The organism is Rhodococcus sp. BS-15, from assembly GCF_000813105.1.
In the GTDB taxonomy this organism is placed as follows: Bacteria; Actinomycetota; Actinomycetes; order Mycobacteriales; family Mycobacteriaceae; genus Rhodococcoides.
The window spans coordinates 1-11,460 of the sequence record NZ_BAOX01000155.1; the positions used below are offsets into that span (position 1 = coordinate 1).

Below are 11,460 nucleotides of genomic sequence, written 5' to 3' on the forward strand. Positions count from 1 at the left end.
TCCGCAGGCTCCACTCCCAGTCCCTGCTTCAGACCCGCATGCAGATCCTGCAGCGAGCGAACACCGATTCCGCCGGCGATACCGGCTTCGATGCCCTGCACCGCTGCCGACGCGCCCTGCACCGTGGTGATGCACGGAATGTTCTGCGCCACCGCGGCGCTCCGGATCTCGTACCCGTCGACGCGGGGGCCGGAGTTGCCGTACGGAGTATTGATCACCATGGCGATGTCACCGGCGAGTATCCGGTCGACGATGGTCCGCTCCCCCTCCGGCACGTCCTCGCCGGACTGCTTGTACACCTGCTCACATGTGATTCCGTTGCGTCGCAATACATCTGCGGTGCCCTCGGTCGCCAGAATCGTGAAGCCCAGATCCGCCAGTCGCTTCACCGGGAAGATCAGTGATCGCTTGTCCTTGTTGGCCACCGACACGAACACCGCGCCGCCCGTGGGCAACGAGCCGTACGCGGCGGTCTGACTCTTGGCGAAAGCGGTGCCGAAATCGAAGTCGATTCCCATCACCTCGCCGGTGGACTTCATCTCCGGGCTGAGCAGAGTGTCCACTCCGGTTCCGTCCGCGCGACGGAACCGGTTGAACGGCAACACCGCTTCCTTGACCGCGATCGGGGCGCCGGCCGGAACGGTGCCACCGTCCCCGGTCTCGGGCAGGATGCCTGCGGTCCGCAGCTCGGCGATGCTCTCCCCCAGCATCACTCGGGCGCAGGCCTTTGCGAGCTGTACGGCCGTCGCCTTGGAGACGAACGGAACAGTCCGGCTCGCACGCGGGTTGGCCTCGAGGACGTACAGGATGTCGTCCTTGAGTGCGTACTGCACGTTGAGCAGGCCGCGCACGCCGATGCCCTTCGCGAGAGCCTCGGTGGACCGGCGGACGTTCTCGATGTCGGTCTTGCCGAGCGTGATCGGCGGCAACGCGCACGCCGAGTCGCCGGAGTGGATACCGGCCTCCTCGATGTGTTCCATGATGCCGCCGATGTAGACCTCGCTACCGTCGCACAGTGCATCGACGTCGATCTCGACTGCATCTTCGAGGAATCGGTCTACCAGTACCGGACGGTCGTCCGAGATCTCCGTCGCGTTGGAGATGTACGTCGCGAGCGAGGCCTCGTCGTACACGATCTCCATGCCGCGTCCGCCGAGAACGTAGGACGGACGCACCAGCACCGGGTAACCGATTCCCGCGGCGATCTCACGAGCTCCGTCGAACGTCGTCGCGGTGCCGTACTTCGCTGCCGGCAGTCCGGCTGCGTCGAGCACCTTGCCGAATTCGCCCCGGTCCTCGGCGAGGTCGATGGCCTCGGGCGACGTTCCGACGATCGGGACGCCTGCGGCCTTCAGTCGCTTGGCGAGTCCGAGCGGGGTCTGTCCGCCGAGCTGGACGATGACGCCCCGCACCGTGCCCGACGCCGCCTCGGCCCGGTACACCTCGAGGACGTCCTCGAAGGTCAGTGGCTCGAAGTACAGGCGGTCTGCGGTGTCGTAGTCGGTGGAGACGGTTTCGGGGTTGCAGTTGACCATCACCGTCTCGTAGCCGGCTTCGGACAGTGTCTGCGCTGCGTGCACACAGCTGTAGTCGAATTCGATGCCCTGACCGATGCGGTTGGGACCCGAGCCGAGGATGAGCACCTTGGGGCGGTCCGGCTGCGGGGCCACTTCCGATTCGGCCTCGGGGTCGAGCTCGTAGGTGCCGTAGTGGTACGGGGTCTTGGCCTCGAACTCGGCAGCGCAGGTGTCGACCGTCTTGTAGACCGGATGCACACCGAGCTCGGTACGCAGCGCCCGCACACCGTCCTCACCGTCGAGTTCGGGACGCAGAGCCGCGATCTGGCGGTCGGACAGACCGTGATACTTCGCCTGCCGCAGCAGCGCCTCGTCGAATTCGGCCGCCTCGCGAACCTGAACGCCGAGTTCGTGGATCTGCTGGAACTGATCCAGGAACCACGGGTCGATCTTGGTCGCCTCGAAGAGCTGCTCGAGGGTGGCGCCCATCGCGAACGCCTTCTCGATTCCGTACATCCGACCGTCCTGAGGAACGGATAGGTCCTGCAACAGCGCGTCGAGGCTCTCGGCCTCGACCTCGGGGCCGGTCCAGTAACCCGCGCGCTTGGTTTCGAGCGAACGCATCACCTTGCCGAAGGCCTCGGTGAAGTTGCGGCCGATCGACATCGCCTCACCGACGGACTTCATCGTCGTGGTCAGCGTGCCGTCGGCACCGGGGAACTTCTCGAACGCGAACCGCGGTGCCTTGACGACCACGTAGTCCAGGGTCGGCTCGAAGCAGGCCGGGGTCTCGCGGGTGATGTCGTTGACGATCTCGTCGAGGGTGTAACCGATGGCCAGCTTGGCGGCCATCTTCGCGATCGGGTAACCGGTCGCCTTCGAAGCCAGCGCCGACGAGCGAGACACCCGCGGGTTCATCTCGATGACGACGAGACGCCCGTCCGCCGGGTCCATCGCGAACTGGATGTTGCAGCCGCCGGTATCGACGCCCACCTCACGCAGGATGTCGATGGAGAGGTCGCGCATCTTCTGGTATTCGCGGTCGGTCAGCGTCATGGCCGGGGCGACGGTCACCGAGTCGCCGGTGTGCACGCCCACGGGGTCCACGTTCTCGATGGAACACACGATGACCACGTTGTCGCGGCCGTCGCGCATCAGCTCGAGCTCGTATTCCTTCCAGCCGAGGATGGACTCCTCGATGAGGACGTTCGCCGTCGGCGAGGCCGCCAGCCCGCCGCCCGCGATCCGGGTCAGGTCCTCGTCGTTGTAGGCCAGTCCCGAACCGAGACCGCCCATGGTGAACGACGGCCGGACCACGACCGGGAAGCCGAGCTCGGCGACGGTCTCGCGGACCTCGTCCATCGTGTAGCAGACGGCAGACTTCGCGGACTCGCCACCGACCTTGGCGACGATGTCCTTGAACTTCTGCCGATCCTCGCCGCGCTGGATGGCGTCGAAGTCGGCACCGATCAGCTCGACGCCGTACTTGGTGAGAATTCCCTGATCGTGCAGTGCGACAGCGGCATTGAGCGCCGTCTGTCCACCGAGGGTGGCGAGCACGGCCTGGATGGGATGACCCTGCTCGGCTTCGCGGGCGAAGATCTTCTCGATGAATTCCGCCGTGATCGGCTCGACGTAGGTGGCGTCGGCGAACTCGGGGTCGGTCATGATCGTCGCGGGGTTGGAGTTGACGAGGCTGACACGCAGTCCTTCCTCGCGCAGCACTCGGCAGGCCTGGGTGCCGGAGTAGTCGAACTCACAGGCCTGACCGATGACGATCGGGCCGGATCCGATGACCAGGACGTGGTTCAGGTCTGTGCGGCGTGGCATTACTTCTTCTCCTGAAGGACGCTGGTGAAACGGTCGAAGAGGTAGGCGGCGTCGTGTGGACCGGCCGCGGCCTCGGGGTGGTACTGCACGGAGAAGGCGCTGCCGCCGATCAACTCGACGCCCTCGACGGTGCCGTCGTTGGCGCAGGTATGGCTGATGCGGGCTCGGCCGAAGTCGGTGTCGAACTCCTCGCCCGCTTCGCCTTCGAGTGCGAATCCGTGGTTCTGCGCGGTGATCGCGATACGGCCGGTGGTGTGCTCGATGACCGGGATGTTCATGCCGCGGTGGCCGAACTTCATCTTGTAGGTGCCACGGCCCAGTGCGCGTCCGAAGATCTGGTTGCCGAAGCAGATACCGAACAGCGGAAGCTCACGTTCGAGTACCTGCCTGGTCAACGCGACGCTGGTGTCGGCCGTGGCCGGGTCGCCTGGTCCGTTGGACAGGAAGACGCCGTCCGGGTTCAGTTCCAGAACCTGCTCGATGGTGGTGTTCGAGGGCACCACGTGCACGCGGATGCCGCGCTCGGCGAACATCCGCGGAGTGTTGGTCTTGATACCGAGATCGACTGCGACGACGGTGAATCGAGCATCGCCGGCCGGCTCGATGGTGTAGCCGGCTCCGGTGGTCACCTCGCCGGCGAGGTCCGCACCGAGCATCGACGGCTGACCGACCACCTGCTCGAGCATCTCGTCCGAGGTGCCGAGTGCGTCGCCGGAGAACACTCCCGCTCGCATCGAGCCGCGGGTGCGCAGGTGCCGTACGAGGGCGCGCGTGTCGATTCCGGCGATGCCCACGACGTTCTGGGCCTCGAGCTGATCCTGCAGAGTTCCGGTCGAGCGCCAACTCGAGGTGCGGCGCGCCGGATCTCGCACGACGTAGCCGGCGACCCAGATCTTGTTGGGATCCTGGGCGCTGGCGGCTTCACCGTCCTCTTGGTTCCAGCCGGTGTTACCGATCTGGGGCGCGGTCGCGACGACGATCTGTCGGTGATAGCTCGGGTCGGTGAGGGTCTCCTGGTACCCGGTCATTCCGGTGCAGAACACGGCCTCCCCGAGGGTGCGCCCCTGTGCGCCGAATGTGGTGCCGCGGAATGTCCGGCCGTCCTCCAGAACAAGAACTGCGCTGCTCACGCGGTTTCCTCCTTGGTTTCTCCGGTGGAACTCGCTGTCCACACCGGGTAGATCTGCTTGTCGTCGGCCCGGAAGCCGGTGTCTATCTCGGTCCCCGTCGGGAGCTCCCAGCGAATGACCAGGAGCCCGTCCTTGGTCATGACCTTGCCTGCCAACCCGCGTTCGGTGCGGATCGCGCGGATCGATTCCGTCGGAATCCAGATGGGAGATTCTCCGTCTCGATCGAGCAGAATGCCCTTCTCGTATCGCGACAGTTCACCGGTGGCGCGGTGGCCGATGTCTCCGACGGCGATGCGGTCCTGCCAGCTCGGCGCGATGGTGCTGCCGACGTACAGGCCGGTGCTGGGCTCGATGTGGGTGGCACCCAGGTTCTCGGGCACGCCGGGGAAGTCACCGATTCGCTCTTCCTGGCGCTTCTGCCGTCCTCGCCAACCCCAGAAGATCAGCGCGATCATCAGCGCCCAGAACAGGATGAATCCGATGACGATGAGAACTCTGTCCACGGCTCTACTCTCCCGCTCTGTTCGCCACGACTCCGCCGCGGACGGTGATTCGTCCGCGCAACACCGTCGTGGTCACCTTCGAGGAGAAGGTCATGTCCTCGAACGGCGTGTTGTGTGCGACGCTGGCCAGCTTCTTGCCCGAGACCGTCCAGCTCGCATTCGGGTCCACCAGCGTGAGGTTGGCGATCTCGCCGACCTCGACAGGCCGTCCCTGATCGGCCAATCCGACGATCTGTGCGGGACGCTCGCTCATCACCCGCGCCACGCCGCGCCAATCGAGCAGTCCCGGGGTCACCATCGTGTCGACGACGATGGACAGTGCGGTTTCGAGCCCGAGCATTCCGGGACGGGCGATCGAGAACTCACAGCACTTGTCCTGCTCGGCATGCGGAGCGTGATCGGTTGCCACACAATCGATCACACCGTCGGCCAAGCCCTTGCGCAGGGCGTCGACATCGGACTTCTCGCGCAGTGGCGGGTTCACCTTGTTGATCGCGTCGTACGTCTCGAGCCGCGAATCGTCGAGCAGCAGGTGATGCGGGGTGACCTCGGCGGTGATCGAAATGCCCTGTCCGCGTGCCCATTTCATCAACTCGACGGTTCCCGCGGTGGATGCATGGCAGATGTGCACCCGCGCACCCGCGTCACGGGCGAGCAGGGCGTCGCGTGCCACGATCGATTCCTCTGCCGCGCGTGGCCAACCGGCCAGTCCGAGACGCGCCGCAGTGGGCCCCTCGTGTGCGACGGAACCGACGGTGAGCCTGGGCTCCTCGGCGTGCTGAGCGATGAGTACACCGAGCGAACTCGAGTACTCCAGTGCCCGACGCATGATCAGTGGATCGTCGACGCAGTGGCCGTCGTCGGAGAACATCTTCACCCGGCCGATTCCCGCTGCCATCGTGGCCATCTCGGCGAGCTGCTTGCCCTTCAATCCGACGGTGATCGCTCCGACCGGGTGGACGTCGACGAGGCCGACTTCCTGTCCCCGACGCCACACGTGATCGGTGACCACCACCGAGTCGGCGACCGGATCGGTGTTCGCCATCGCGAACACTGCGGTGTACCCGCCCAGAGCGGCTGCGGCCGAACCGGATTCGATCGTTTCGGTGTCCTCGCGGCCCGGCTCGCGCAGGTGCGTGTGCATGTCGACGAATCCGGGCAGCAGAATTTGGCCGTGGGCATCGACGACCTCGGCACCGTCGGCGTCGAGGTCCGAGCCGATTCCGGCGATCTCCTCACCGGTGATCAGGACGTCGGTTTCGGGGCCCTCGCCGTACAGCACCACGCCGCGGAGTAGGACCGAGGTCGCAGGTGCGTTCACGACGCACCCCCGTCCGAACCGACCAGCAATCGGAACAGCACCGCCATCCGCACGTGAACTCCATTCGTAACCTGTTGCAGAACTGCAGTTTTCGGAGAATCGGCCACCGAGGATGCGATCTCCATTCCGCGCAGCATCGGACCCGGGTGCAGTACGACGGCATGCTCGGGCAGCAGGTCGAGCCTGCGCTGCGAGAGCCCGTACGTGATCGAGTACTCGCGAGCGGAGGGGAAGAACCCGCCGTTCATTCGCTCGGCCTGCACTCGGAGCATCAGCACCGCATCCAGACCGGGCAGTTCGGCGTCGATGTCGTGCGAGACCCGCACCGGCCAGCCGGTCACTCCGACGGGCAGCAGGTCGGTGGTGCGATCAGCACCACCTCGGCACCGAGCTTGGCCAGCAGGATCGCGTTCGAGCGCGCCACCCGGCTGTGCAGGATGTCGCCGACGATCGCCACCCGACGGCCGGCGATGTCGCCGAGTCGTTGGCGAACCGTCAGGGCGTCGAGCAGCGCCTGGGTGGGGTGTTCGTGGGTGCCGTCGCCGGCATTGATCACCGCGGGGCCGCCACCAGGAGTGGAGTCTGCGGAATGACCATCGAGGCCAGCGCCCTGATCGGCGGTCCACTGGGCGATCTGGTGTGCGGCACCGGACGCCGGGTGTCTGACTATGAGCGCATCGGCACCTGCGGCGCGCAGCGTCATCGCGGTGTCGCGGAGCGACTCTCCCTTCGACACAGACGAGCTGCTGGCGCTGACGTTGATGACGTCGGCGCTCATCCACTTTCCTGCCACCTCGAACGAGACGCGGGTGCGCGTCGAGTTCTCGAAGAACACCGTCATGATGGTGCGTCCGCGCAGGGTCGGGAGTTTCTTGACTTCGCGGCCGAGAAGCGCTTGCTCGAATCGTTCGGCTTCGTCGAGAAGCTCGGTGGCCGATTCGGCCGTCAGGTCGGCGACCGAGAGCAAGTGCTTCATCGAGCGGATCCTCCCTCGGACAGGCTGACCCCGTCGCGGCCGTCGTGTTCGGAGAGCAGCACCGACACGTCCTCGGTGCGCGCTGTGGGGACGTTCTTGCGACGTAGTCCGCACGAAGCGGAAGCTCGCGGTGGCCGCGGTCGATCAGGACCGCGAGTTGTACGGCTCGGGGGCGGCCGAGATCACGCAGGGCGTCGAGCGCGGACCGCACGGTTCGCCCGGAGAACAGCACGTCGTCGACCAGTACCACGAGTGCGTCGTCGACACCGCCCGTCGGCACCGACGTGCGTTCGAGCGGACGGTGCGGCTTGTTCCGCAGATCGTCGCGGTAGAGGGTGATGTCGAGGGACCCGAGCGGAGGACGCACGCCCGAGAAGGCCTCGATACGTTCGACGAGTCGTTCCGCCAACGTGGTCCCGCGAGTGGGAATGCCGAGTAGCACCACGCGCGGCGAGTCTGCGGCGTCGAGGGCCGTCTTCTCGATGATCTGATGGGCCATGCGGGAGATGGTGCGTCCCACATCGGCCGAGGACAGCAACTCGCGAACGGCGGGGTTCGCGGACGAGCTTTCGGGCGCAGGCAAACTACGACCTCCTTCTCCGCCTCTCTGGACGGATCGTTAAAGGATGTCTGACAACAGCTGCATAGAGCCTAGCAACGCTCTGCGAACCGCGACCAGCAGGCTCGCAGAGCGTTCGGTCACACGAGCGTCGACGGTCCGATCACTGCTCGGCGTCGACCGACGGTTCGCCGGACTGCGTACGGCTCGAGACCGCGGCGGCCGCGGCGCGTACCTGCGGCGCGACCAGGACGATCTGACCGAGCACGCCGTTGACGAAGCCGGGCGAATCGTCGGTGGACAGCTGTTTGGCCAGCTCGACGGCTTCGTCGACGGCGACGACGGGTGGCACGTCGGTGGCGTGGAACAGCTCCCACACTGCGACGCGAAGGATGGCCCTGTCGACTGCAGGCAGACGGGTGAGCGTCCAGTCCTTGAGGTGATCGGCGATCACTCCGTCGAGGCGATCGAGATTCTCGGCCACACCCTCGATCAACGTCTTGGTGTAGTCACTGACGGGAGCGATCGTGTCGTCGCCGCTTGCGAGTTCGATGCGCTCGGTGGTCAGATTCACCGGGTCGACGTTGCGCGCCTCCGCCTCGAACAGAAAGTCCACCGCACGCTTGCGGGCCTTGTGGCGCGCACCGAGCTTCTTCGCACCGGGGGCACCGTTCTGCGAGGCGGAGGATGTCGACTTGTTCGATGACACGTTAGGAGTTCACACGCCCGAGGTAGTTTCCGTCACGCGAGTCGACCTTGAGCTTGTCGCCGGTGTTGATGAACAGCGGCACCGAGATTTCGGCTCCGGTCTCGAGGGTCGCCGGCTTGGTGCCGCCGGTGGAGCGGTCGCCCTGCAGACCGGGATCGGTGTGCTTGACCTCGAGCTCGACCGTGACGGGAAGCTCTACGTACAGCGGCACGCCCTCGTGCATGGCAACCTGAACCCGGAGGTTCTCGAGCAGGAAGCGCGCGCCGTCACCGACGGTGGCTTCACCGATCGCTAGCTGGTCGTAGGTGTCGGCGTCCATGAACACGTAATCGCTACCGTCGTGGTAGAGGTACGTCATATCGCGACGGTCGACCGTTGCGGTCTCGACCTTCACACCGGCGTTGAACGTCTTGTCGACGACCTTGCCCGAGAGCACGTTCTTGAGCTTGGTCCGCACGAATGCGGGTCCCTTGCCGGGCTTGACGTGCTGGAATTCGATGATCGACCACAGCTGGTTCTCCAGGTTGAGAACCAGTCCGTTCTTGAAATCGCTGGTGGAAGCCACTTGCTTCGGGTCTCCTCAATCGTTTGTGCGCGTGACGCGCCGTCGGTCACGGGCTTGGATTCGCTCCCGCCCGCGCGCTAGACGGACGTGAGTTCCTTGCTTGTCAGGGTGAGCAGTTCCGGACCCCCGTCGCGAACGACGAGTGTGTCCTCGATCCGAACGCCGCCGCGACCGGAGAAGTAGACACCCGGCTCGACGGTGACCGCTGCACCGCTCAGCAGTGTACCGGTGCTCGTCTTCGCGATTCCCGGCGCTTCGTGGATTTCCAGGCCGACGCCGTGGCCGAGCCCGTGGAGGAAGTACTCCCCGTACCCTGCGTCCTCGATCACCGATCGCGACGCGGCGTCGACCGAGGCGGTGGTCACTCCCGGTGCCAGAGCCTCTCGACCTGCCGTCTGGGACCGCTGCACCAGCTCGTACAGATCGCGCTGCCACTGCGCGGGAGTCCCGATCACGAAGGTCCGAGTCATGTCCGAGTGGTAACCGCCGACGAGTGCACCGAAGTCGAGCTTGACGAAGTCGCCGTCGGCCAGCACCGCATCGGTGGGCCGGTGATGCGGGACCGCGGAGTTGGCCCCCGCAGCGACGATGGTCTCGAACGAGATCGCATCGGCACCGTGATCGAGCATCGACGACTCCAGCTCGCGCGCGACCTCACGCTCGGTCCGACCGGCACGGATGCCGCCCCCACCGATCAACCGAGCCAGGGCGTCGTCGGCGGCCCGGCAGGCGTCCCTGAGCAACCCCACCTCGAACTCGTCCTTGACCATGCGCAGCGATTCCACGACACCCGGTGCGCGCACCAACTCCACAGCGCCGTCGAGCTCGGACCACGCGCGATGAGCGTCGACGGTCACCACGTGGCTCTCGAAACCGACCCGGCCGCCACGCCCCGACACACCCGATCGAAGCAGGTGGATCGCCGAGGCCCGGTCGATCTCGGCCCGCAGATCCGGCACCTGCTCGGCCACCTGAGTGACGTACCGACCGTCGGTGCAGATGACCGTCCGATCCTCGTCACCGGCCGAATCGGTCGCCGAGACCAGCAATGCGGCGTTCGACCCGGTGAAGCCCGTCAGATATCGGACGTTGAGAAGATCGGTGATCAACATCGAATCGAGTGCGTCGGCGGCCAACAGTTCTCGTAGGGCACCACGACGGGCACCGAAATCGGCAGGCATGCCGTCGACATTACCGGTCGTTCCATGGGCTCCTTTTCACTCGACCGGGTCACCGAAGTTGTGGGCCCCGACACACGAAGTTCGACGTGCGGATATGCTGTGCCGCATGACTGGGTGGGCAGTGCGTGGCATATGTATGGGGTTGTTCAATGTCGTCGTTCGACTGCTGCTGGGGGCAGCAGTATCGATGTGGCCGCTGAGCGGATCGGCACTGCGCTGGGTGGCATACGCCCTCGTGCTGCTCGTCATCATCGTGTGGGCCGGCATCGACGGAATCCGCGACCGACGCAAGCATCCTGACCCCGACGACGGCGAGGACCTGACCATGGTCTGGCTCAAAGCCGCTGTGGTCGGTGGACTCCTCGGAGGTCTCCTGAGCTGGATCGTCGACTTCTTCGTCGACTTCAGCCTGGGTCAGAACGGTCTGGTCTTCGAGCTGACGTCCGGAGCCGCGTTCACCATTCTCACCATCTTCATCGCCGCCAGCGTCGCGGTGTTCGTGGGAAGACAGATCGTCAACCGCGAGGCCAAGAAGAAGTTGGCCACGTCGGACGCCGAACGAGCGCACGACCGCCAGCTGGTCAACGCAGGCCAGGAGAACCGGTCGAGTCAGGCCGAAACTGCGCGGTCGGAAACTCCGCAATCAGAAACTCAGTGGGCCTCCGAGCACGGCGAAGCCGACACCGAGGTGTTCTCGGCGGTGGACGCAGACGGCAAGCCACGGCTGGACGAGCGCGGTCGTCACGGCAGCGCCGACGGTTCCTGACTCCCTCACATCGGCCTACGGGCGGTGATCGACGCTGTGCGCGTCGATCACCGCCCGTTCTTCGTTCGAACCCGAGTCGCCTCTCACGGGTCACAACAGGATGGCCGACCCACCTGCGGCCGGGGCCTCGCGGCCGACCGCCGAGAATGCGGCGACGAGCAGTGCCGGATCCGGACCCTCGAGCGTCCTGGCTTGGCCAGACCGTCCAGAACCACGAACCGCAGCAACCCGGCACGGTTCTTCTTGTCCGTCTGCATGCCCTTGAGCAGATCCGAGAACGCGTGCTCGTCGTAGGTGACCGGCAAGCCGACCGATTCGAGAATCGAACGGTGGCGGTCGGCAGTTGCGTCGTCCAGGCGGCCGGCCAGGCGGCCCAGCTCGGCGGCGAACACCAGACCGACCG

The 11,460-nt window shown here is 65.8% G+C and carries 8 protein-coding genes and 3 pseudogenes; 1 reads left to right on the plus strand and 10 read right to left on the minus strand.

Annotation, left to right across the window (positions count from 1 at the left end; translation table 11 throughout):
- The 9 genes and pseudogenes from carB to RHBS_RS16940 form a co-directional block, all read right to left on the minus strand.
- Nucleotides 1-3,347, minus strand: a 3,347-nt coding sequence (gene carB, locus RHBS_RS16900) for a carbamoyl-phosphate synthase large subunit (protein ID WP_128646083.1), incomplete at its 3' end; no start/stop codon positions are given.
- Nucleotides 3,347-4,477, minus strand: a complete 1,131-nt coding sequence (gene carA / locus RHBS_RS16905; protein ID WP_121869946.1) for a glutamine-hydrolyzing carbamoyl-phosphate synthase small subunit — start codon at nt 4,475-4,477, stop codon at nt 3,347-3,349. The genes carB and carA, both read right to left, overlap by 1 nt.
- A complete protein-coding gene (locus RHBS_RS16910; RefSeq protein ID WP_121869947.1) occupies nt 4,474-4,980 on the minus strand; it encodes a transporter in 507 nt (168 codons plus the stop codon). The genes carA and RHBS_RS16910 overlap by 4 nt, the downstream gene beginning before the upstream one ends.
- Before the next feature lie 4 nt (nt 4,981-4,984).
- Complete coding sequence (locus RHBS_RS16915; protein ID WP_121869948.1) at nt 4,985-6,301, minus strand: dihydroorotase; 1,317 nt, start codon at nt 6,299-6,301, stop codon at nt 4,985-4,987.
- Nucleotides 6,298-7,277: pseudogene (locus tag RHBS_RS16920) on the minus strand (aspartate carbamoyltransferase catalytic subunit). Before RHBS_RS16920 ends, RHBS_RS16915 begins: the two are co-directional and overlap by 4 nt.
- Nucleotides 7,274-7,815, minus strand: a pseudogene (pyrR, locus tag RHBS_RS16925) (bifunctional pyr operon transcriptional regulator/uracil phosphoribosyltransferase PyrR). Before pyrR ends, RHBS_RS16920 begins: the two co-directional pseudogenes overlap by 4 nt.
- Nucleotides 7,816-7,999: 184 nt before the next feature.
- Nucleotides 8,000-8,545 (minus strand): transcription antitermination factor NusB, encoded by a 546-nt coding sequence (nusB, locus tag RHBS_RS16930; RefSeq protein ID WP_121869951.1) that lies wholly within the window; start codon nt 8,543-8,545, stop codon nt 8,000-8,002.
- Nucleotide 8,546: 1 nt separating this feature from the next.
- A complete protein-coding gene (efp, locus tag RHBS_RS16935) occupies nt 8,547-9,110 on the minus strand; it encodes an elongation factor P (RefSeq protein ID WP_121869952.1) in 564 nt (187 codons plus the stop codon).
- 77 nt (nt 9,111-9,187) lie between these two features.
- Nucleotides 9,188-10,291 (minus strand): Xaa-Pro peptidase family protein, encoded by a 1,104-nt coding sequence (locus RHBS_RS16940; protein ID WP_121869953.1) that lies wholly within the window; start codon nt 10,289-10,291, stop codon nt 9,188-9,190.
- Between the two features lie 106 nt (nt 10,292-10,397).
- On the opposite strand from RHBS_RS16940, the gene RHBS_RS16945 reads away from it, so the two are divergent.
- Nucleotides 10,398-11,057, plus strand: coding sequence for a B-4DMT family transporter (locus RHBS_RS16945; RefSeq protein ID WP_121869954.1), 660 nt, complete (start codon nt 10,398-10,400; stop codon nt 11,055-11,057).
- Between the two features lie 90 nt (nt 11,058-11,147).
- On the opposite strand, the pseudogene RHBS_RS16950 reads toward RHBS_RS16945, so the two are convergent.
- A pseudogene (locus tag RHBS_RS16950) lies at nt 11,148-11,460 on the minus strand (3-dehydroquinate synthase); the annotation flags it as partial.

Coding starts and splice junctions, on each gene's coding strand:
- RHBS_RS16940 (WP_121869953.1), bottom strand. CDS start 10,291: ATGCCTGCCGATTTCGGTGCCCGTCGTGGTGCCCTACGAGAACTGTTG.
- RHBS_RS16945 (WP_121869954.1), top strand. CDS start 10,398: ATGACTGGGTGGGCAGTGCGTGGCATATGTATGGGGTTGTTCAATGTC.